The 21048-nt window shown below is 73.0% G+C and carries 22 protein-coding genes and 2 pseudogenes; 6 read left to right on the top strand and 18 right to left on the bottom strand.

Features of this window, described 5'->3' with window-relative positions:
* Window positions 1-77: 77 nt before the first annotated feature.
* The 3 genes from ACWFR1_RS07275 to ACWFR1_RS07265 all read right to left on the bottom strand — a co-directional run bounded on the left by ACWFR1_RS07275 (window position 78) and on the right by ACWFR1_RS07265 (window position 2842).
* A complete protein-coding gene (locus ACWFR1_RS07275; RefSeq protein WP_453547479.1) occupies window positions 78-557 on the bottom strand; it encodes an Lrp/AsnC family transcriptional regulator in 480 nt (159 codons plus the stop codon).
* Window positions 558-710: 153 nt separating this feature from the next.
* Complete coding sequence (locus ACWFR1_RS07270; RefSeq protein WP_453547617.1) at window positions 711-1793, bottom strand: magnesium and cobalt transport protein CorA; 1083 nt, start codon at window positions 1791-1793, stop codon at window positions 711-713.
* Between the two features lie 89 nt (window positions 1794-1882).
* Window positions 1883-2842 (bottom strand): serine/threonine dehydratase, encoded by a 960-nt coding sequence (locus ACWFR1_RS07265; RefSeq protein ID WP_453547476.1) that lies wholly within the window; start codon window positions 2840-2842, stop codon window positions 1883-1885.
* 316 nt (window positions 2843-3158) lie between these two features.
* Between ACWFR1_RS07265 and ACWFR1_RS07260 the strand changes: the two genes are divergently transcribed.
* Together ACWFR1_RS07260 and ACWFR1_RS07255 are read left to right on the top strand one after the other, a co-directional pair.
* Window positions 3159-3710 (top strand): hypothetical protein, encoded by a 552-nt coding sequence (locus ACWFR1_RS07260; RefSeq protein ID WP_453547474.1) that lies wholly within the window; start codon window positions 3159-3161, stop codon window positions 3708-3710.
* Window positions 3686-4462: pseudogene (locus ACWFR1_RS07255) on the top strand (asparagine synthase-related protein); the annotation flags it as partial. The gene ACWFR1_RS07260 and the pseudogene ACWFR1_RS07255, both read left to right, overlap by 25 nt.
* A gap of 243 nt (window positions 4463-4705) precedes the next feature.
* Here the strand turns inward: ACWFR1_RS07255 and ACWFR1_RS07250 are convergent.
* The 4 genes from ACWFR1_RS07250 to ACWFR1_RS07235 all read right to left on the bottom strand — a co-directional run bounded on the left by ACWFR1_RS07250 (window position 4706) and on the right by ACWFR1_RS07235 (window position 7026).
* A complete protein-coding gene (locus ACWFR1_RS07250; RefSeq protein ID WP_453547472.1) occupies window positions 4706-4843 on the bottom strand; it encodes a hypothetical protein in 138 nt (45 codons plus the stop codon).
* A 103-nt stretch (window positions 4844-4946) separates the two neighbouring features.
* Window positions 4947-5999, bottom strand: a complete 1053-nt coding sequence (locus tag ACWFR1_RS07245) for an iron-containing redox enzyme family protein (RefSeq protein WP_453547469.1) — start codon at window positions 5997-5999, stop codon at window positions 4947-4949.
* A complete protein-coding gene (locus tag ACWFR1_RS07240; protein ID WP_453547615.1) occupies window positions 5996-6244 on the bottom strand; it encodes a CDGSH iron-sulfur domain-containing protein in 249 nt (82 codons plus the stop codon). Before ACWFR1_RS07240 ends, ACWFR1_RS07245 begins: the two co-directional genes overlap by 4 nt.
* Before the next feature lie 11 nt (window positions 6245-6255).
* A complete protein-coding gene (locus tag ACWFR1_RS07235; RefSeq protein WP_453547467.1) occupies window positions 6256-7026 on the bottom strand; it encodes a HemK2/MTQ2 family protein methyltransferase in 771 nt (256 codons plus the stop codon).
* A gap of 285 nt (window positions 7027-7311) precedes the next feature.
* Here ACWFR1_RS07235 and ACWFR1_RS07230 point away from each other — a divergent pair, with 285 nt between their 5' ends.
* Both ACWFR1_RS07230 and ACWFR1_RS07225 read left to right on the top strand, forming a co-directional pair.
* Window positions 7312-7728 (top strand): CBS domain-containing protein, encoded by a 417-nt coding sequence (locus tag ACWFR1_RS07230; RefSeq protein WP_453547465.1) that lies wholly within the window; start codon window positions 7312-7314, stop codon window positions 7726-7728.
* 60 nt (window positions 7729-7788) lie between these two features.
* Entirely contained in the window at window positions 7789-10098 is a 2310-nt protein-coding gene (locus ACWFR1_RS07225; protein ID WP_453547463.1) for a PP2C family protein-serine/threonine phosphatase, read from the top strand.
* Window positions 10099-10129: 31 nt separating this feature from the next.
* On the opposite strand, the gene ACWFR1_RS07220 is transcribed toward ACWFR1_RS07225, so the two are convergent.
* From ACWFR1_RS07220 to ACWFR1_RS07205, 4 genes are all read right to left on the bottom strand, one after another.
* Complete coding sequence (locus ACWFR1_RS07220; protein ID WP_453547461.1) at window positions 10130-13126, bottom strand: HAMP domain-containing protein; 2997 nt, start codon at window positions 13124-13126, stop codon at window positions 10130-10132.
* Between the two features lie 88 nt (window positions 13127-13214).
* The gene (locus ACWFR1_RS07215; protein ID WP_453547459.1) at window positions 13215-13661 is read right to left on the bottom strand and encodes an ATP-binding protein; all 447 of its coding nucleotides are present in this window, start codon (window positions 13659-13661) and stop codon (window positions 13215-13217) included.
* A gap of 88 nt (window positions 13662-13749) precedes the next feature.
* Entirely contained in the window at window positions 13750-14106 is a 357-nt protein-coding gene (locus ACWFR1_RS07210) for an STAS domain-containing protein (protein ID WP_453547457.1), read from the bottom strand.
* Window positions 14107-14111: 5 nt separating this feature from the next.
* A complete protein-coding gene (locus ACWFR1_RS07205; protein ID WP_453547455.1) occupies window positions 14112-14336 on the bottom strand; it encodes a hypothetical protein in 225 nt (74 codons plus the stop codon).
* 221 nt (window positions 14337-14557) lie between these two features.
* Between ACWFR1_RS07205 and ACWFR1_RS07200 the strand changes: the two genes are divergently transcribed.
* Together ACWFR1_RS07200 and ACWFR1_RS07195 are read left to right on the top strand one after the other, a co-directional pair.
* The gene (locus tag ACWFR1_RS07200; RefSeq protein WP_453547452.1) at window positions 14558-15019 is read left to right on the top strand and encodes an STAS domain-containing protein; all 462 of its coding nucleotides are present in this window, start codon (window positions 14558-14560) and stop codon (window positions 15017-15019) included.
* Window positions 15003-15473, top strand: coding sequence for an ATP-binding protein (locus ACWFR1_RS07195; RefSeq protein ID WP_453547450.1), 471 nt, complete (start codon window positions 15003-15005; stop codon window positions 15471-15473). The genes ACWFR1_RS07200 and ACWFR1_RS07195 overlap by 17 nt, the downstream gene beginning before the upstream one ends.
* Here the strand turns inward: ACWFR1_RS07195 and ACWFR1_RS07190 are convergent.
* The 7 genes and pseudogenes from ACWFR1_RS07190 to ACWFR1_RS07160 form a co-directional block, all read right to left on the bottom strand.
* A complete protein-coding gene (locus tag ACWFR1_RS07190) occupies window positions 15421-16353 on the bottom strand; it encodes a SigB/SigF/SigG family RNA polymerase sigma factor (RefSeq protein ID WP_453547448.1) in 933 nt (310 codons plus the stop codon). The genes ACWFR1_RS07195 and ACWFR1_RS07190 overlap by 53 nt on opposite strands.
* A gap of 258 nt (window positions 16354-16611) precedes the next feature.
* Window positions 16612-18535, bottom strand: a pseudogene (locus ACWFR1_RS07185) (transketolase).
* Between the two features lie 94 nt (window positions 18536-18629).
* The gene (locus tag ACWFR1_RS07180) at window positions 18630-18857 is read right to left on the bottom strand and encodes a hypothetical protein (protein WP_453547446.1); all 228 of its coding nucleotides are present in this window, start codon (window positions 18855-18857) and stop codon (window positions 18630-18632) included.
* Window positions 18858-18965: 108 nt separating this feature from the next.
* Entirely contained in the window at window positions 18966-19262 is a 297-nt protein-coding gene (locus ACWFR1_RS07175; RefSeq protein ID WP_453547444.1) for a hypothetical protein, read from the bottom strand.
* 143 nt (window positions 19263-19405) lie between these two features.
* A complete protein-coding gene (locus ACWFR1_RS07170) occupies window positions 19406-20005 on the bottom strand; it encodes a DUF2231 domain-containing protein (RefSeq protein ID WP_453547441.1) in 600 nt (199 codons plus the stop codon).
* A 54-nt stretch (window positions 20006-20059) separates the two neighbouring features.
* A complete protein-coding gene (locus ACWFR1_RS07165) occupies window positions 20060-20308 on the bottom strand; it encodes a DUF6213 family protein (RefSeq protein WP_453547439.1) in 249 nt (82 codons plus the stop codon).
* Between the two features lie 103 nt (window positions 20309-20411).
* A complete protein-coding gene (locus ACWFR1_RS07160; protein WP_453547612.1) occupies window positions 20412-20843 on the bottom strand; it encodes a universal stress protein in 432 nt (143 codons plus the stop codon).
* Between the last annotated feature and the right edge of the window lie 205 nt (window positions 20844-21048).

Genomic DNA, 21048 nt, shown 5'->3' with positions numbered 1-21048 from the left:
TCTCCAACGTATCGCGACGTATCTCGGCGCATTCGCCAGCCTCGTTGGAGGAATCGACGAAGATCGGGTCGCGCACGCTACGAGGTGCCCGAGCGGCGCCCGACCGCCTCGACCAGCGGCAGCAGCCGGTGCGGAACCCGCTCGCGGAGCGCGATCTCGGTCCGGGTGCGCACCACCCCCGGCAGCTGGATCAGGCGCTGGATGACGTCTTCCAGGTGCCCGGCGTCCCGGGCGACGACCCGGGTCAGCAGATCCCCGCCACCGGTGATCGAGAAGGCCTCCACGATCTCCGGGACGCCCGCGAGCGCGTCACCGACCTCGTCGAGATGGCCCTGCGTCACCTCGACGTGGACGAAGGCGAGCACCGGGTGTCCCAGGGCGGCGGGGGAGAGGACGGGGCCGGTCGCCGTGATCACCCCGTCCCGCTCCAGACGGTCGATCCGCGCCTGCACGGTGCCCCGCGCGACGCCCAGGATCCGCGCGTACTCGCGCACGCTCGTACGCGGCTGCTCGATGAGGAGCCGCAGGATGCGGGTGTCGAGTGCGTCCACCGCCATGGCCGGTCGGCCTCCTTCGCTCCCAGGGGTCGGGATGTCCGGTTCTCGACTCTACCCAGCGTGTGGCCTGCGGCGACGCGTCACCGGCCCCGGGGCCCGACGGCGCACGGCCCCCGGCCCCGGGCCCCCCGGCCCGCTGGGCGTCGTCGTCGGTCAGATCCAGCCGTTGCGGCGGAAGCCCCGGTGGATGACGAAGCAGGAGACGACGATGACGCCGAGGACCAGTGGGTAGCCGTAGGTCCAGCGCAGCTCGGGCATGTGCTCGAAGTTCATGCCGTAGACGCCGCAGACCATGGTCGGGACGGCGACGATCGCCGCCCAGGCGGTGATCTTGCGCATGTCCTCGTTCTGGGCGACCGTCACCTGCGCGAGGTGGGCCTGGAGGATCGAGTCGAGCAGGGCGTCGAAGGACGTGACCTGCTCGGCGACCCGGGCGAGGTGGTCGGTCACGTCACGGAAGTACGCCCTGATGTCCGGGTCGATCAGCGGCATCGGGTGGGTGGCGAGATGCTGGAGCGGCCGGGCCAGCGGCGTCACGGCCCGCTTCAGTTCCAGGAGTTCGCGCTTGAGCTGGTAGATCCGGCCGGCGTCCCGCCGGTCCGCCTGCTCGGAGAAGACCGCGCTCTCGATCGCGTCGAGGTCGTCCTGCACGGCGTCCGCGACGGCGAGGTACTCGTCCACCACGTGGTCCGCCATCGCGTGCAGCACGGCGGACGGCCCCTTGGCCAGCTGCTCGGGCAGGTCCTCCAGGGCCTCGCGCAGCGGACCGAGGGAGCCGTGGCCGCCGTGCCGGACGGTGATGACGAAGTCGGGGCCGACGAAGGCCATCAGCTCACCCGAGTCCACGACCTCGCTGGTGGCGGTGAGCTCCTCGTGCTCCACGTAGCGGACGGTCTTGAAGACGGCGAACAGCACGCCGTCGTACTCCTCCACCTTGGGCCGCTGATGGGCGTTGACCGCGTCCTCCACCGCCAGCGGGTGGAGCCCGAAGAGCTCGGCGAGCCCCGTGAACTCCTTCTCGTCCGGCTCGTGCAGACCGATCCAGACGAACCCGTCACCGGCCTTGCGGACCTGTCGCAGGGCCTCCTCGGCCGACCCGCGCCCGCTGCGCCGTACGCCGTCGATGTAGACCGCGCAGTTGACGACCGCGCTGCCGAGCGGGGAACGTGCCGGGTGGCTGAGGTCCACGGTACGCCGGTACGTCAGACGGACGGCTCTGCGCAGACGCTGGATCATGGACACGACGTGCTCCTTCGGCGGATCGACGCGCCAGTGTGCCACCGGTGGCGACGTGTCCGCGACCGTCCGTCCGGCGCAGGCACTCCCTACGGAGAGACGAGGTCCGTCGGATCGGTGTTGGCGCCGCAGAGGATCACGCAGACCGTCTCGCCGGGCGCGGGCCGGTACCCGGCGCCGGTGGTCTCCTGCTCGGGCCGGGTCACGGCGGCCAGCGCGGTGGCGGCGGCGTGCTCGACGGCGAGCCGCCGGTCGTCCCACAGGGCCTGCCGGGCGCGGACGATCGCGGTGTCGGGGACGAGGACGGAACGGACTCCGTCCTGCCGGGCGGCGTGCACGGCCGCGGCGGAGGCGCGACGGGCGCCGAGGGAGTCGGCGGCGACGGAGTCGACGGTGACGTCGACCGGCTCGCCGGCCCGGACGGCGGCGTCGAGGGCGCGGCAGTTCTCGGGTTCGACGGCGACGGTACGGATGCCGTGGTGCCGGGCCGCGGTGGCGACGCCGGCGAAGAGACCGCCGCCGCCGACCGCGACGACGACGGTGTCGAGGCCGGGTACCTGCCGGCGGATCTCGTCGAGCAGGGTGCCCGCTCCGGCGGCGATCAGCGGATGGTCGTACGCGTGCGAGGCGAGCGCCCCGGTGGCCCGGGCGAACTCCTCGCAGGCCGCGAGGGCCTCGGCGTACTCCGTACCGACCAGGCGGACGTCCGCGCCGTAGCCGCGGAGGCGCGCCACCTTCACCCGGGGCGCCGTGGTCGGCAGGAAGACGGTGGCGGGGACGGACTGCCGGGCGGCGGCCCAGGCGCAGGCGAGCCCGGCGTTCCCGCCGGAGGCGATCGTGACCCCGGCGTCGGGGAGAGTGCCGGCCTCGCGGTGGGCGAGCAGGAAGTTCTGCGCGCCGCGCGCTTTGAACGAGCCGGTGTGCTGCATCAGTTCCAGCGCGAGGTGGACCCCGTCGGGCTCCGTGGGCGCCGCGAGGGCGACGGGCCGGACATGACCGGCGACACGGTCGGCGGCGGTCGTGATGTCGTCGTAGACGAGGGTGGGCACCTGGGGCTCCTGCGGGTGATCGGCCGGGGACCTCGGCGACCCCGCTGCACGTCCCTCGAACCTACCGCGACGCTCCACCACGCCCGCCACGCCGGTCCGGCGTGGGCCGGGCACGACGAGCCGCCGTCAGCCACTCGCCCGCTACCCGCAGCCCACTACCTGCCGCCCGTCACCGGCCACGCGTCACCCGATACCCGCAGTCCACTACCCGCCGCCCGTCACCCGATACCCGCCGCCCGTCACCCCGTCACTCGTCACGGTGGATCCGGCGCATGAGGCGGGCGGGCCCAGGTCCCGCTCGGGCAGCGTGACGCCCATGAACACCCGACGAGCGATGGTCGCTCTCCTTGCCGCGCTCCTCACGGGCGGATGCGTGGCCGTCCCCGAGACACCCGCCCCCAGCGCGCCGGCCCGGCCCGCCGAGCTCGCACCCGCCGTCGAACGCCGGCCCGCCGCGCTCCCCGCGTGGCCGGAGCCCACGCAGGCCCCGCCCCGGGAGAACCTCGCCGTCACCGAGCCGCGGCCCGGCCGCACACCCGCGAAGACCGCCCCCACGGAGCGTCCGTTCGCACCGGCCATGGACCGAGGCGCCGCGCGGCCGCCAGCCGCTCAGGCGCCCGCGAGGAAGAGGCCGGGCGCGACGACGGAGCGGAGGACGCCGAAGCCGGTCGAGCGGCCCGCCCGGAGGACGGCGCCGAGCCCGAAGCCCCGGACCGTGGAACAGCCCGCTCCACGAACGCGGCAGCCGGTGACGGGGCAGCGGGTGACCGGGCAGACGCCCGAGATGCGCCGGCTCTGCCGGCGGGCCCAGGAGATCAACGCCCCGATGGGCGCCGCCGACCTGTGCCGCGGCATGTACGGACGCTGACCGCGCCCGGATTTCGGGTGGCTGTTCGGCCTGGAACGAATGCCTCGTCCGGTCGTGTCCGGCCGTGCTTTGATCCTCCCGTCCCCGCGCTGGCGGGCGGCACCCGCGACAACGGCGACGCCGAGAACGCCCAGTGGATCGCCCGCGAACTCGGTGCCCACAACCACCAGGTCGTCTTCGCCCCCGATCACGTGCCCACTCCGGAAGAGTGGACACGGCCGCTCTGGCTGGCGGAAACCCCCATGGTCGGGCCGGAGATCTACTACAAGCACGAACTCCACCGCTTCGCCCGCGCCGAGCGCCCGCACCTCCGCGGAATGCTTCTGGGCGCGGCCGGCGACGAGTTCAACGGCGGGTATTCCGCGGACATCGGCAGGGACTGGGAATCCTTCGTCTCCGGTGTCCGGGAGATGGACCGCAATACGCGCTTCGACGGTTCGCCGGAGCTCAGGCACTGGTGGACGGAAGGCCCGGCCTTCTTCTCGGACCAGGCCCTCGCCGCGGCGGCGGGAGAACGGGACACGGACGTCTATTTCCGGTACCTCCGGTCGCAGTACCGGAAGGTGCGGCAGTACAACGTCTGGCACGAGGACCGCACCGCGGCGGGCAGCGGCATCGAGGCCCGTGTCCCGTTCCTCGACCACCGTCTGGTCGAACTGTCGGCCGCCGTCCCGGACCGCCTCCGCTCCCGCCTGCTGTGGGAAAAGAGGATCCTGCGCGACGCCGCGGCGACGCTCCTGCCCCGGCGGATCGCGGAACGTCCCGCGCTCTTCGCCCTGATACCGCTGTACCTGGTGCGCGAGGCCCACGTCTCGGCCACGGTCATCGGCCTCGGTGCTCGCCATGGACGGTGTCGGATCGCTCCTCGCCGCCGCGGTCGCCGTGAGGCTCGCGGCACGCTGGGGGACGGCACGCGTCATCGTCCTCACCGGCCTCGCGGGCGCCGGCCTCGCCCTGCTCATCCCCCTCACGACCCGCCTCGGCAACGTCCCCTACTACGGCGTCAGCATGGGCTTCGCCCTCTCCGTGGCGATCGGCAGCATCATGACCCGCACGCACCGGCAGATCGAGTCGCCGCCCGAGCTGCTGTCGCGGGTGATGGCGACGGTCCGCTTCGTGTCGTGGGGCGCCATGCCCCCGGGAGCGCTCCTCAGCGGCGCGCTCGCCTCCGCCTTCGGGCTGCAGGTGAGACGATGCCGATGTGCGGGGTGCCCGACGGGATTGGCGTATCCCGAATCAATTCCCCGTACGGGACACGGCCGCGTACGACGGTGTGCGGAGGGCGCTCTCGCCCCGCGACCAGGACTCCACCAGCCCGCTGTCCATCCGGTCCGCCACGAGACGGGTCGCGGCGATGCCGAACGCGACGTCGGGCGCGAGGGCCGGCTCGTCCTCGAGGAGACCGCCCACGACGTCCCGGCGCACCACTTGCTCGTGCACGGCGTCGGCCTCGACGTGCTCGTCGTAGTACCGCTCTGCGGCCGGTCCCGCCCCGGTCCGGCGCATGGCCGCCGCGAGTCGGGAGGCGGCGGGCGGTGACGTCGTCTCCAGGACCGCGAAGTGCCCCACGAGCGCTCCGCGCAGCCTCCGGTGCAGGCCGAAGAGGTGCATCAGGTTCGAGGCCGCCAACGCCTCGGCCCCGGCCTCGTCCACGTACCGCCCGTAGGAGGCGTCGAGTCCCAGATCGGTCATGAGCTTCGCGTAGAGCCGCGCGTGCATCCGCTCCGCCCGGCCGCCTCCGTACTCGTCGAACTGGATCGCCATCATGGCCGCCTTGGCACGGCCCCGGAGCCGGGGGACCACCCACAGGTGCGGATCGGCCTCGCGCAGCTGGGTCACGGAGCGCAGCGCCGCGTACTCCCGCAGGTGCCACAGCTCGCCACCGGTCATGAGGAAACGGGAGACGCCGGTGCCGTCGACCGGCTCCATGAGCAGGGCGGCGAGGGCCTCGTCCACGTCCGGGCAGTGCCGGCAGTCGTGGCGCAGCGCGCTCTCGAAGCGGTGCTCCAGGAGCGCCCGCACCCGGAGCAGGTCGGCATCCCATTCGAGACTGTCGGGGACCTGCTCGAAGCCCTGGTAGTGCTGCTCGTAGCAGAGGTGCAGGGCGAGTTGGAGGTCGTCCCCGTACGGCGCGCAGCGGGCGACCTCGGACTCGCGCGGCAGCCGCCCGGGGCCGCCGCCGAGGAGGCGGCTCCTGATGCCGTGGGACACGGCACCGCGGGCCTCGGGCACCTCGGGCGGCTCCGTGGCGGCGGAGCCGACGGCTGTCGTGGCGTCGACGGCGGTCATGACGTCTCCCCTTCGCGCGTGCTGTGGAGGCGCGGGCGGTGGCTCGTGTCGCAGAACGGCGCCCGCAGGGTCCGCCGGCACGTACACAGAGCGACCATCGGCCGCTCGCAGAGAACCACGGAGCCGTCCGGCATGACGATCTCCACCGGCCCCTCGACGAGCAGGGGGCCTCCGGCCAGGGGCTGCACGCGGGGCGGTGCGGACCGGGAGGTCGCCGTTCCCGCCCGCGGGGCGCTTGCGTCCATGGATGCGGACATCACACATCACCACCGATCAGATCGGACCCCCTGGGCGTCGCGGGCCCGGCGGGAGCGCCGTCGCTCCCTCTCGGCCGCCACCCGCGGATCACGACGAGCTCCTCCGTACGCACTCCCGGGGCGATCAGGTCCCGAGCCGTGAACCAGTCGGCCCGAGCGGACATCACCGGTCCGAACGGCTGTCTGCGACGGTCCACGACACGGGCGCCCAGCCCGCCGCGCCGGAGCGCGTCCAGCGTCGCGGTGACGCCGGAGAGCGAGGACTGCACCAGGAGCAGAACCCCACCGGGTGCCAGCAGGCGCGGAGCCCGCGCGCAGAGACGGTCGAGGAGCAGCCTGCCGTCGGGTCCGGCGTCCCAGCCGCGGCGCGCGCCCCGGGCGGGTGCGCCCTCGTCCTCGCACGGCACGTACGGCGGGTTCACGGTGACGAGGTCGAAGCGTTCGCGGGCCACCGGCGCGTCCAGATCGCCGCGCAGGGAACGGATCCGGCAGCCGTACAGCCGGGCGTTGACCCGGGCGGCGGCGATCGCCGCGCGCGAGATGTCGACGGCGGTGGCGCGGGCCCCGCGGAGGGCGGCGACGAGGGCGAGGAAGCCCGTACCCGTGCACAGGTCGAGGGAGCGCGCCCCGGGCCGTAGCTCCTCGCGCCACACGTGCGCCGCCAGGAGGACGCTGTCGCCCTGGGGCGCGTACACGCCCGGAAGCCTGCACACCCGCGGGACGTACGGGCACGAGCGTCCGGTTCTCACCGTGAGCGTCGGGATCGTCATCGTGGCCTCCTCGCTTCGGCACGCGAGTACCCCGCGCGAGCCCCGCCACTCCCCGGCCCCTGTGTGCGAGGGGCGGCAGCGGGAACTCGCGGAACATCGGCGGGAGGGCCCTCACCGACTGACGCCGGTGCCGGTCACGTTCCCCCGGGTCCCCGGACGAGTGAGCGGTGCCGAGCGGGGTAGCCGCCTCACGGATCCGCGAGGAGGGAGAGCGAGCGCTGTGCCGCGCGCCCGGCGCCGCCGCCAGGAGAAGTACCACGACGAACTGAGTGACAGGTGATGGCCATGACCAAGGCACGCGATCTCATGACTCCGGACGCGACCTGCGTCCGCTGGGACGAGACCCTCGCCGACGCCGCACGGAAGATGGTCGAGATCGGCGTCGGCGCCCTCCCGATCTGCGGCCCCGACGAGAAGCTCAAGGGCATGCTGACCGACCGCGACATCGTGGTGAAGGCGGTCGCCCAGGGAAAGGACCCCACGCGGTGTACGGCCGGCGAACTCGCGCAGGACGAGATCGTCACCGTCCAGGCGGACGACAGCGCGGAACACGTGCTGAGCGTCATGAGCAGGCACAAGATCCGTCGCGTCCCCGTCATCGACGGGCACGTCCTCGTCGGCATCATCGCCCAGGCCGACGTCGCCCGCGTCCTGCCCGACCCGCAGGTGAGCGACCTCGTGGGAACGGTCTCCACCGGCTAAAATTCAAGGCGGGTGCGGGTGCGTTCCGGACGTCCAGGCCGTGGCGGAACGGAGGTCGTCATGACGGGTCCGGCGGGTTCCAGGGGGTCGTTGTCCGACGCCCTGGTGGATCCCGCACTCGTCGGTCTGGTCGCCGAGAACCGGTGGCTGCGCACCCGCGTCGCCGAGCGTCACCTGCTCGATCTCGCCGCGGGGGTGATCGCCGCCGAGATGCGCCTGTCCACCTCCGACGCGGCCGAGCACCTGACCGTGCTCGCGCAGACGACGGGTCTGCCGGTGAGCGACCTCGCGGCGGACATCCTGAACGCCGTCGCGAAGGAGGACGGGGACAGGCCGAACGGCGCCGGCGGGACCGGCCGCACATCCGTCTCCGTGCGCGAGCAACCGGCCGAGGGCCGACGGGTCCGCCGGGCCGCCGCCGCGGCCGAGACCGCGGACACCGTCGGCGAAGCGGCCCGCACCCTGCTGGAGAACGGTCTCTCACCCTGGGGGGCGGACAGCCTGCTGCTCTGGGAGCGGACCGCTGACGGCTGCCTGCTGCTCGCCGGATACGCGGGAGTCGGGGCCGTCGAAGCCACGGCATGGCAGTGGATCCCCCCGGCGGCGCCGGAGCCGTTCCGCTCGGCCCTCTCCGACGGCACCGCCGTCTGGCTGGAGGAGGGAACGACCGGCGGGGAACCCCTGCCGGGGCCGTCGGTACGCGCGGCCCGCGCCCTGCTGCCGCTGCGCCGACGAGGCAGGACCGTCGGTCTGGCGCTCATCGGCTGGCCGGGACCGACAGCCCTCGACGAAACGGCGCGGCGCACTCTCGCCGGGCTCCTGGAAGTGGCCGGCACGGTGCTGGACAGCACGGCACCGGCGCGGACCGCCGCTCCCGTCCTGGTGGATCTCCTCGACTCCCTGTCGCACCCGGCGATGCTGCTCCTCGTGCGGTCCACGACCGGGGCCCCGACCGTGGAGCACCTGAACGACGAGGCGCTCACCGCGCTCGGGGCCGCGCGGCCCGCCGAGGACTCCTCGCTCGCCCGGATCCTCCCGCTCGTCCACGCCGTCCTCGCCCGGATGGCCCGGCGAGCCGTGGACACCCTTCGCACCCAGCGGGCCGCACGGCTTCCGGAGTCCCCCCTGCCGGGGGACCACGCGCCGCTCCTCGACGTCCGCGTGCTGCCCGCCGGCGAGGGGCACGCCGCCGTCCTGTGGCACGCCGTCGGCGATCCCGGTCTCGCCGCAGCCAGGGCGGTCGGCCGGCTGCGGAGCGTGGCCCTGTTCCAGGACAGCCTGACCGGCGGGGAGACGGTCTGGTCCGAGCAGACGTACGGCCTGTTCGGCATGGACCCCGGCGAGTCACCGGTGCCGCTCCTCGCCCTGCGGACGCGGGTGCACCCGGACGACGGCGACCTCCTCACCGACCTCCTCACCGCGCTGACCGAGGGGCAGACCGGCACGCAGACGGTGCTGCGGATCGTGCTCCCCGACGGGACCGTGCGCCATGTGCGGGTGGCGGCCGAGCCGTTGATCGCCGGAGGCACGGTCACCGGATTCGCCGGCGTGTACCAGGACGTGTCGGCCGTTCGCCGTACGGAGGCCGCCCTGACGGCGACCTTCGACCGGTTCAACGCCTTGCACGACAAGGCGGAGACGCGGCATCAGCTGGCGCTCCAGCTCCAGCAGGCGATCGTGCCCGAGGTGCCCGCCCTCCAGGAGCTGCCGGGCGACCTCGTGGTCGCCGTGCGGTACCGGCCGGCCGCGGAGGAGTACAGGGTCGGCGGCGACTGGTACGACGTGCTGGCCCTGCCGAGCGGCAAGGTCCTGGTGGCGGTCGGCGACATCGCCGGGCACGGGATCGACTCCGTCACCGGAATGGTGGCGCTCCGCAACGCCCAGCGGGCGCTCGCCTTCACCGGCCACTCGCCCCAGCGGCTGATGGGGTGGCTCAACGAGGTGACGCTGCGGACCGGCGGCGGCACCACGGCGACGGCGGTGTGCGCGCTGTACGACCCCGACGACCACGGCCTCCTGTGGTCGAGCGCCGGGCACCTGCCTATGCTGCTGATCCGGGACGGCCGGGCGCGGCTGCTCGACCCGCCCCACGACATCCTCCTGGGCGCGGTGTCCGCCTTCTCCTACCGGGAGCAGCGGACCCGACTGCACCCGGGAGACACACTCCTGCTGTACACCGACGGCCTGATCGAGCGCCGCCACGACGGCCTCGACGAAGGTCTTGCCCGCCTCGCCGCCGAGGCGGAGCGGCTCGCGCACCTCGCGCCCGGCCCGCTCGTGGACGAGCTGCTCAGCACGGCGACCGGTGACACCGACGACGACACCAGCATCGTCGTCGTACGGGTGAGGGACCGGCCCCGGAGCGGGTGACGGCCGGGGGCCGGTCGCACAGCGAGTGGCGTCACCCCGCCAGCCAGGAGCCGATCTTGACGGCCAGTTCGTCCTCGTCGACCGGCTTGGCCACGTAGTCGTCGGCGCCCGCCGTGAGGGCCTCCGCGCGGTCGTCGGGCATGGCCTTCGCGGTGACCACGATGATCGGCAGACTCTCGCGGCCCGGCAGCTCCCTGATGGCCTTGATCGTGGTGTAGCCGTCCATGCCGGCCATCATGACGTCCATCAGGACGAGCCGGATCTCGTCGTGCGCGGCGAGCATGTCGAGGCCGGTCCGGCCGCCGTCGGCCGTGAGCACGCGCAGCCCGTGCCCCTCCAGGACCTCGGTGATGGCGAAGACGTTGCGGGCGTCGTCGTCGACGACGAGTACCGTCTCCCCCTCGGGTCGCTCCGGCGGGTCGCTCCGGACCGGGCGGCCGACGGGAGAGGCGGCGCCGGGGGTGCGCGAGGCGACGGCGTCGGAGGCCGTCACCGGCTCCGTTCCCCGCGCCGACCGTTCCGAGGGCAGGTAGAAGGTGAACGTGCTGCCGCGGCCGGGGGCGCTCTCGGCTGTGATGACGCCGCCGAGGAGGTCGGCCACCTCCCGGCCGATCGACAGCCCCAGACCGGTGCCGCCGTAGCGGCGGGCAGCGGTGCTGTCGCCCTGCTGGAAGGCCTCGAAGGTGTTCTCCAGCTGCTCGGTGGGGATGCCGATCCCGGTGTCCGCGACCCGGAAGGCGAGGACGTGCCGGTTCTCCCGCAGAGCCGACGGAACCTCGTCAGGGGTCGCGTACTCGACGGTGAGTGCCACTCGGCCCTCATCGGTGAATTTCAGGGCGTTGGAGAGGAGGTTCCGCAGGATCTGCCGGATGCGCGCCTCGTCGCTGTTCAGCTCGCCGGGCACGTCCTCGGCCACGGTGACGGCGAACTCCAGACGCCGCTCGTCGGCGACCGGCCCGAAGGTCGCGACCAGGTCCTCCACGAGCTGGTGGAGAGCGAACGGCTCGTGCGTGACGTCCATCTTGCCGGCCTCGACCTTCGACAGGTCGAGGATGTCGTTGATCAGCCGGAGCAGGTCGGAACCGGCGGAGTGGATCACCTCGGCGTACTCGACCTGCTTCTCCGTCAGATTGCCCTCGGTGTTCTGGGCGAGCAACCGGGCCAGGATCAGCAGGCTGTTGAGCGGAGTGCGCAGCTCGTGACTCATGTTGGCGAGGAACTCGGACTTGTACATGGAGGTGCGCGACAGCTGCTGGGCCCGCTCCTCCAACTCCTGGCGGGCCTGCTCGATGACGAGGTTCTTCGACTCGATGTCCTTGTTCCGCACGGCGAGGAGAGCCGCCTTCTCCTTCAACTCCGCGTTCGAGACCTGGAGATCCCGCTGGCGACTCTGCAACTCCATCGTCCGGGACCGCAGTTCGTTGGCCAGGCTGCGCGACTGGACCAGGAGTTCGTCGGTGCGGAGGTTGGCGAGCAAGGAGTTGAGCACCGCTCCCGCGCTGTCCACGAACCGGTCCAGGAACTCCCGCCGCAGACTGCTGAACGGCTGCAGCGAGGCGAACTCGACGGCACCGAGCACCTGTTCCTCGACGACGATCGGCAGCACGATCAGCGTCGTCGGCTCGGCGGAACCCGCTCCGGAGGCGACGGTGGCGTAACCGTCGGGCAGGTGATCGACGAGGACGGTCCGCCGGTCCTGGGCGGCCTGCCCGACGAGCCCCTGTCCGAGGAAGAAGCGGCGCGGCGCGGCATGCGGGCCGTCGGGGGAGCCGTAGGAGGCGGTCATGACGAGCTCGGTGCCGTCCTCGCCGTCCTCGGTGAGGAAGAAGGCGCCGTACTGGGCGGCGACCAGCGGAGGCACCTCGACCGTGATCAGTTCGGCGATCTCCGGCAGGCTCCGGGTGCCCTGGAGGAGGCCGGTGATCCGGGCGAGGTTGGTCTGGAGCCAGTCCTGCTCCTCGTTGGCCCGGGTCGTGGCGCGCAGCGACTCGACCATCGCGTTGATGTTGTCGCGGAGTTCCCCGACCTCGCCGGGCGCGTGCGCCGTGATCGAACGGGTCAGGTCCCCCTCGGCGACGGCGCTGGTGACCTCGGCGATGGCGCGGACCTGGCGGGTCAGGTTCCCGGCCAGTTCGTTGACGCTCTCGGTGAGCCGCTTCCACGTGCCGGACACGCCCTCGACCTCGGCCTGCCCGCCGAGTTTGCCCTCCGTGCCCACCTCCCGGGCGACCCGGGTGACCTCGGCGGCGAAGGAGGACAACTGGTCGACCATGGTGTTGATGGTGGTCTTGAGCTCCAGGATCTCGCCGCGGGCCGAGACGTCGATCCGGCTGGTCAGGTCGCCCTGGGCGACGGACGTGGTGACCTGGGCGATGTTGCGCACCTGGTTGGTGAGGTTGTCGGCCATGGAGTTGACGTTGTCGGTGAGGTCCTTCCAGGTGCCGGAGACCCCCCGGACGGTGGCCTTTCCGCCGAGCTTGCCCTCCGTGCCCACCTCACGGGCCACGCGGGTGACCTCCTCGGCGAAGGAGGACAACTGGTCGACCATGGTGTTGATGGTCTCCTTCAGCTCCAGGATCTCGCCGCGGGCGTCCACCCGGATCTTCCGGGTGAGGTCACCGCCGGCGACGGCCGTCGCCACCTGGGCGATGGACCGCACCTGGGACGTGAGGTTGTCGGCCATGGTGTTGACGCCCGAGGTCAGCTCCCGCCACACCCCGCGCGCCCCGGGCTCGTGGATCCGGCCGCCCAGCAGCCCCTGCCCGCCGACCTCGCCGGCGACACGGGTGACCTCGGAGGTGACGAGCGAGAGCCGGTCGACCATGTCGTTGTAGACGCCGGCGATCTCTCCCAGGATGTCGCCGCCGGCCTCGGGAAGCCGGACGCTGAGATCCCCGTCCCGTACGGCCGTCAGCCCGGCGAGCAACTGGCCGAGCCCGTTGTCGCCGAGCCCGCTATGAGAGCCGTTCTGACCGGGCTCCTCGGGCCGGGGGGCCGCCTCGGGGGACGGTGGTCTGCGCTCTGCCATGAACGACCTCGCACAGGGCGATCGTGGTGCGGGCCCGAGTGCGGGGTGCACGGCGGAGGTCCCATGCCACCTCTCCACTGTAGGACGATCACGGCTGCCGGGCCTGGCTTGGCACCTCCAGTGCGAACCAGACGGCCTTTCCCCTTTCCCGAGGGACCGATCCCCAGGCCGCGGAGAGGCGCTCCATGAGGTACAGGCCGTGCCCGGACGACCGTTCCGCGTGATGCGGTCCATGGGGCCGGGGACGTACCGGGCTCGTGTCGCTGACCTGTACCCACAGCCGGCCGTCGGTGCGGTCGAGGCGCAGTTCGTACGGGGCGCCACCGTGCGTGAAGGCGTTGGTGACGAGCTCCGACACCAGCAGCAGCGCGTCCTCGGCGGCGATCCGACCGGGTCCGCCCGCCACGCCGAACCAGTCGCGCAGGGCCTCCCGTGTGCGGTCACGGCACTCCCGGGCCACGCCCGCACCCTCCGTGAGTGCGTAGCGGCGAGTGCGATCGGTAGCGCGTTCGAGCCGCACGCTTCGGCTGGTCATATACGGCCGCTGCCCCGATGAGCGGCGGCGAACCCTGAAAGAGAGGGGAGATTACGGCCGTCGTGGACGCGTGGCAGGACAGGGGCGGCTAGGGCCGGCCCGGCGGATCACGTCCCGGGTCGGCGTACGCGGGGAAGACGCTGCGCGCCCCGGTGATCTCGAACATGCGGTCCACCGGCGGACGGAGTCCGAAGAGCTCCACCCGCCCTCCCTCGGCCAGTATCCGCAGCCGCGCTCGCAGGAGTACGTTCAGGCCGGTCGAATCGCAGAACCGCAGGCCGGAGCAGTCGACGATGACGCGCTCCGCGCCGATGTTCTCTTCGAGCGCGTCCCGCAGGGGAGCCGCCGTGTCGTGGTCGAGTTCGCCGTCCAGCACCAGGACGACGGTGCCGGGACGCTCGCCCGGCCGGGTCCTCACAAGAAAACGGGGGCCTCCGGCCGCCATGCCACTCACCCCCCTCTTCGCGTCCGCTCCGAGGGTGCGGAGGTGGCGGCGGTTCCGGCTTCGTCCTCGCTGTCGGGCGGTGGTGGTGCCAGCCCGAACCGCTCGGCACCACGGCGCAGTCGGCGGGCGGCATGCCCGACTTCCTCGGGGATCCTGGTCGCCACTTCGTCCATGGACTCCCTGCCCGGCTTCCGGGGTGGGGCGGGGGTCTCTTCGCGGCGCTCGGCCATGTCATTGCGCCTGCCCCGGATCCCGAGGGATATGCCACCGGTCCGGCCGCGGCCGGCGCTCCTCGCGACAGACCATCCGATCGCTGCGAAGGTGAAGGGGAAACGGAAGGTGCGAGGAAGGCGAGCCCATGCGGGACGAGGCTTTGGGGGCGGGACACGGGCCGGGACACGGGCCGGGACACGGGCCGGGACACGGGCCGGGGCAAGGGCCGGGAAGAGGGGTGGGAGAAGGCGAGGGGGAGGCGCCCCCGCGCGAGCGTTTCCGGGTGGAGGTCCGCCCGGCGACGGAGATCGCGGAGATCAGCCCCGAGACGGAGACCGCGGAGACCCGCCCCGCGACCCACGCGGAGACGGCCGTTCTCGTGCTTGTCGGCGAACTCGACCGCGACACGGTGGATCCGCTGCGCGAGGCGCTGGAGGAGCACCGGGGAGCGGACCGGATCGTCGTCGACTGCTCCGCCCTGCGGTTCTGCGACTCGTCCGGGCTCAACGCCCTGTTGAAGGCACGTCTGCGGATGCGGGAGACGAGCGGCCGGCTGGAGCTCGCGGGAATCCGTCGGCCGGTGGCCCGGATGTTCGAGATCACGGGGGCCAGGACGGTCTTCCGGGTGTACGGGACCGTGGACGAGGCGCTGTCCGAGCGCGGTCGCGAAGGTGGCGGGATCCATGGCCGAGAGGGCTGACGGCCGCCAGGACCAGGTGCGCAGACTCGTGCTGCACGGGGACCGGGGCGTGGTGTCGCGGTGCAGGGACTTCACCGCCGAGGCGCTGGTCGACTGGGGGTGGCTCCCCGCGGAGACCGTGGAGGCGGGGGAGCGGGTGGAGGACGTCCTGCTGCTCGTGTCGGAGGTCGTCACCAACGCGTGTCTGCACGCGGGCGGACCGGAGGAGCTGGTCCTGCGGCACGAGGGCGACCTGCTGCGGGTGGAGGTGGCCGACGCCGCCCCCGGGCGTCCGCGCGTCCTGGCCCGCTCGCCCGGCATGCCCGGCGGGCACGGCCTGATGGTGCTGGAGCGGCTGGCCGATGCCTGGGGCAGCGAGCCGAAGGGGCCGGGGGCGGTGGGCAAGGTGGTGTGGCTCGAGGTCAGTCGCCCGTCCCGCCCGCCGTGGCGCCGTCCTGGAGCAGGCCCTGTCTGAGCTCGCCGAGGACCCGGCTCAGCAGGCGTGAGACGTGCATCTGGGAGAGGCCGAGCCGCCGGCCGATCTCGGCCTGGGTGAGCTCCTCGCCGAAGCGGAGTTCGAGAAGGCGCCGGTCACGGGCGTCGAGCCGCGCGATGAGCGGCCGGAGCGCCGTGAGGGACTCGATCAGCTCGTACGAGGGCTCCCAGGCCGCGAGCTGCCGGGCGTTCGAGCCGGGGCCGGTGTCCTCCTCGCTCGCGGGGACGTCCAGGGAGTGGGCGGAGTAGGCGTGGGCCGCGAGCTCACCCTGCGCGACGTCCTCCTGCGTGAGGTGGAGATGGGTGGCGATCTCGGCCCGGGTGGGGCGGTGGCCGAGGCGCTGCTCCAGCGCGTCGGTGGCCTGCGCCAGGTCCATCCGCAGCTCCTGGAGGCGTCGTGGAACGCGTACGGCCCAGCTGGTGTCACGGAAGAAACGCTTCATCTCACCGGTGATCGTGGGCAGGGCGAAGGAGGAGAAGTCGACGCCCCGGTCGGGATCGAAGCGGTTGATGGCCTTGATGAGGCCGATCGTGCCGACCTGGACGATGTCCTCCATCGGCTCGGCGCGGTTCCGGAACCGGCGGGCCGCGAACTTGACCAGGCTGAGGTTCAGCTCCACCAGGGTGTTGCGGACGTACGCGTACTCCGGGGTGCCCTCGTCCAGTTCCCGCAGCCGTGCCAAGAGGCCGACGGAGAGGGACCGGGCGTCGTCCGTGGAAGCGGCGGTCGGGTTGACCGGCTCGGGCAGCGTGCCCAGCGCCGCCCTGCGCGTCGAGGCCTCGGCGCGCTGGGGCGTCTCCGTGGGAGGACGGGGGGCAGCGGAGCGCGAGGTGACGGATCGGACTCTGACGGTCGACATTGAGGGCTCCTTCGACGGTGGCGGTGGGCCTGCCGTCGCGGCCGCGAGGGGAGCGGCGGCGGACCGTCGGTCGAGCGTCCTGAAGAAACGATTCCCACTGTGTGGCGGTTTGACACGGCTTGTCGGGAGGTGGTGGGGCCGATGTGATCGTGCCTGCCAGAGAGCCCGCGCGGGCCGGGCGGGTACGGGCGGCGAGCGGCCTGTCCGGCGGATCTAAGCCGGACAGGCCGCCAACTGCCACCGAATCTCGGACTCAGGTCACTGGCGTGCCGCGACGAGGGCGCGGGCGGCCCGGGCGATGTGCGCGCGGGAGACGCCGGCCGCGTCGAGGAGCTCGTCCGTCGTGCCGGAGCCCGGCAGCCCGGTGACGGCGAGGTGGGCGAAGGCGGGGTGATCCGTGTCCTCGGCGAGGGCGGAGAGGACGGCCTCGCCGATGCCGCCTTCGGGGTGGTGGTCCTCGGCGACGACGAGGGCGCCGGTCTCCCGGGCCGCGCGGATCAGGGTGTCGGCGTCGACCGGCTTCACGGAGTACAGGTCGACGACTCGGGCCCGGACGCCCTCGGCGGCCAGCTGATCGGCCGCCGCGAGGCACTCGTGGAGAGTGACCCCGGCCCCCGATGAGCGTCACCTGGTCGTCCTCCGTCCGGCGGAGGGTCTTGGAGCCGCCCAAGGGGAAGGTCTCGCCGTGGGCGTAGAGGACCGGGTAGGCCCCGCGCGTGGCGCGCAGGTACGAGATGCCGTCCACGTCGGCCATCGCCGCCGTCAGCGCGGCCGCGGACGTGGCGTCGCTGGGGTACAGGACGGTGGAGCCGAGGACCGCACGCATCATGGCGAGGTCCTCGACGCCCATCTGGGACGGGCCGTCCGCGCCGATCTCGACACCGCTGTGGGTGCCGCACAGGGCGATGGCGACCTGGGAGACGGCGGCCATGCGGATGAAGTCGTGGGCGCGGGTGAGGAACGCGGCGAACGTGGTGGCGTACGGGCGGTACCCCCGCACGGCCATGCCGACGGCGTCCGCGATCATCTGCTGCTCGGCGATGTAGGCCTGGAAGTACCGCTCGGGGTGGGCCTTTCCGAAATCCTCGGCGTGGGTCGAGTTGCCGACCTCGGCGTCCAGGGCGACGACGTCGGGCCGGGCGCCGAGCGCCGCCAGAGTCTGGCCGAAGGCGACACGGGTGGCCACGTCGTCCCCCACGTCGAAGCGGGGCAGCTCCACGGCCGCGGCGCCGGTCCCGGCCCCGGTCCCGGCCCCGGTCCCGGCCCCGGTCGGCGGTCTGTGCACGGCCGGCGGGACCGCCGGCGGCATCGGTCCGCGTGTTCTGAGGTCGTGGTCGCCGGACAGTTCCGCGACCGCGCGCTCGGCGACGTCCTCCGGCAGCGGTTTGCCGTGCCAGCCCTCCTGGTCGGCCACCTCCGGCACACCGCGACCCTTCACGGTCCTGGCGATGACGACGGTGGGTGCCTCTCCGTCGGCGGCCGTGGTCATCGCACGGTCGATCGCTTCGAGGTCGTGGCCGTCGATCACGATCGGCCGGCATCCGAACGCCTCGACACGGCGGGCGTAGGCGTCGGTGTCCCACTCCAGTTCGGTCGGCCCGCACTGTCCGAGACGGTTCACGTCGATCAGGGCCGTGAAGTTGGCGAGCCGGCGGTGGCCCGCCTTGTCGAGGGCCTCCCACACGGACCCCTCGGCGGTCTCGCTGTCGCCGCACAGCACCCACACACGGTAGGGGAGCCCTTCCAGGTCCCGGCCGGCCGTGGCGATGCCGACTCCGTAGCCGACGCCCTGGCCGAGGGACCCGGTCGCCACGTCCACCCAGGGCAGGACGGGCGTGGGGTGGCCCTGGAGGCGGTGCCCGAAGCGGCGGTACGTCGTCATCAGCTCGTCGTCGCCGATCGCGCCCGCCGCCTTGAACATCGCGTACAGGAGCGGCGACGCGTGCCCCTTGGAGAAGACGAGATGGTCGCCGGCCGGGTCGTCGGGCGCGTCCCACGCGTAACGAAGGTGGCGGGTCATGAGGACCGCCATGAGGTCGGCGGCCGACAGGCTGGACGTGGGATGTCCCGACCCCGCCGCGGTACTCGCCCGCACGGAATCGGCCCGCAACTGCTGGGCGAGTCCGAAGACCGCCGTGAGGTCGCTCTCGGGTCCGACATCGGTGAGGGGCCGTGCCGTCATGAGCGGACTCCTTTCACCGGGGGCGCGCGGTCACGCGCCCCCTCGGCGCCGCACGTCCGCCGGGCCCTTGGACCGGAAGGGGTGCGTCCGCGACTCAGTCGACCGGTTCGTCGGGGGTGGGATGCTCGGGATGTACGGAGGCGTCCCGAGCCGCTCCTCTCGGACCCGTGCCGGCCTCGTCGGTGTCCGGAAGAGCGTCGTCCGCCGCGGACTCGTCGGGTACGGGGACGGCAGTCGGGTCCTCGCCTTCCGTGGCCTGCTGGTCCTCGGTGTCCCGCGGCAGGGGCTCTTCGGGCTGCTGCCGGGTCCGTCGCTCGCGCATCGTCATCGGCCTCCCTGCGTCCGCACCGGTCCTTTCCTTCCGCGCTTCCCGTCGCCCGGCAGGTGTTCCTCCCTCGCGTATGTCCCACCGGCCGCGGCGTAACCCCGCCTACGTCTCCCGCACGGATATGTGGCGTTCAGCGCGAGGGAAGCCCGCTTCCGGTGGGCCGACGACGGTCAGCGGGACGCCACGGCGGCCGCACAGCCGACGGGCGCGGGCGAGGACGCTCAGGGAAGCCGGTGACGGGTCGACGGTGGGCAGCTGGACCCTCACGCGGCTGCAGGGACGGTGGGTGAACAGGAGCATCTCGATCTCCAGGGTGGCCGCGGCGCGGCTGGAGATGTCGAGGTCGCGGAGGACCTCCAGGTGAAGGACGCCGTCCTCCACGTTGTGCCCGATCAGCATGACGCCTCCCGTACTCACAAGCCGTCCCCGGCCGGAGGACGCTCCGAACGGAGCACGGCGGAGGGCGGCACGAGCAGTATCTCCCGAACGGGGGTCGACCGCCTGGTCGAGGACCTGTACGCGGGGCGACGCGGGAGCACGCCCTAGGAGACGAGGGTCCGCCGGTAGGCCACGTGCCCGCCCAGGGCGCCGCTCAGGGCGAGCGCCGTCAGCCCGGCGCAGGACCACGCGCGGCCCTTGACCGCCTGGCCGCGCATCCTCGCGCTCAGGGACGTCGCGTAGCAGGCGATCATGGCGACGTTCGACACCGCGTGCACCAGCCCGACCCGGGCCTGTCGCGGGGGCAGGTCCGCCCAGTCGACCCAGCCGGTCACGGCCGCGGGACCCGCGCCGACCAGGCCCACGGCCGTGAGGGTGGTGGCGGCCGGCTGTCCGCCGGGAACGACGTCCAGCACGCCGGCCGAGAGGAAGCAGCCGACCGGGACCTGGACGAGCACGGCGTGCAGGGGGTGCCCGAGGGGCGCGCCCCGCAGCAGGTCGCGCGCCCCGCGCAGCGGAAGGGCTCCGACGGCCCGCTGAAGCGCGCGGACGACGGGATCCGCGAGGGTGGCCTGTTCGATGCGGTCCAGGGTTCTCAGCCACCCTGCGGACGCCGTGCCGAGAACCGAGGCAGGGCCCGTGGCCGCGGACCTGGTCCCAGCGGTGGCGGTGGTGCTGTCGGCGGTGCTCCCTGCGGTGCTCATGTCGGTCGCCTTCCAGATGTCGAGGTCCATGCGGCTCGCCGGGCCGCCAGTCGCTCAGGACGGCGGCGGGGCGCCTCCGTCCGTGAGGGGCATGAGGGCGATGCACTCGGCGTCGATCTTGTCGGCCGTCTGGCGCAGGGCTTCCGTCAGCGCGAGCACGGTGGCCGGGTCGAGATCCGAGCCGGCGGTTTCGGCCGACTGCGTCCACTGGTCCGTGAGGCGTCGCAGGAGGGTGGTCACCTGGTCGGCGGGGACCAGGAGATGACCGTCCGAGAGGAGGAGGAAGGATGCCGACGTGTTCATGGTGAACAGCCTCTCAGCGGCGGGATCCACCTCGAACGTCCGAGGCGGACGGGACATCAGTGCACGGGACGTCAGGCGGACACGACGTCAGGCGGACACGACATCAGGTGGACGGAACGCCGGAGCCGACGGCTTCCGGCCGGACGATGACGACGGGGCAGGAAGCGTGCGCGGCGCACTGCTGGCTCACGGAGCCGAGGAGGAGGCTGGTGAAGCCGCCCCGGCCCCGGCTGCCCACGACCAGGACCTCGGCGCCGGCCGACGCCTCGATCAGCACCTTCGCGGGATTGCCCCGCACCACGTGCTCGACCAGCGGAACGTCCGCGCTGTCGGGCAGCGCGGTCTTGAGCTCGTCCGCCAATGCCTCGTGGGCGATCTTCTCGTCGAACGCGGCGTCCACGGGAGGCGCGGACCAGCCCGCCGCCCCGGGCACGTCATAGACGGCCACCGCGTTCACGGTTCCCCCGATCAGCCGTGCATGGCGAACCGCCCAGCGTAGCGCCCCGTACGACGTGGGTGAGCCGTCGACGGTCAGCCCGGGGTGGGGGTCCGGACCGGGGCCCCGGCGCCGGTTCCGGCGCCGGCCCGGGCCGCGGCTGCGGCGCCTCCGGGTCGACCGGGAAGGGACGCGGGGGAGCCGGGGGCCGCGGCTCCGAAGGATCCCGGGGGATCGGACGGGTGGGAGGTCCGGTCTTCGCGCTCCTCATGCCGAACCGCCTCCTTCGCTCCTCACACTGACC

Source organism: Streptomyces sp. NPDC055103, assembly GCF_053607625.1.
Note: the sequence above shows the minus strand (reverse complement) of the source record. Positions and strands in the feature narration are given on the sequence as shown.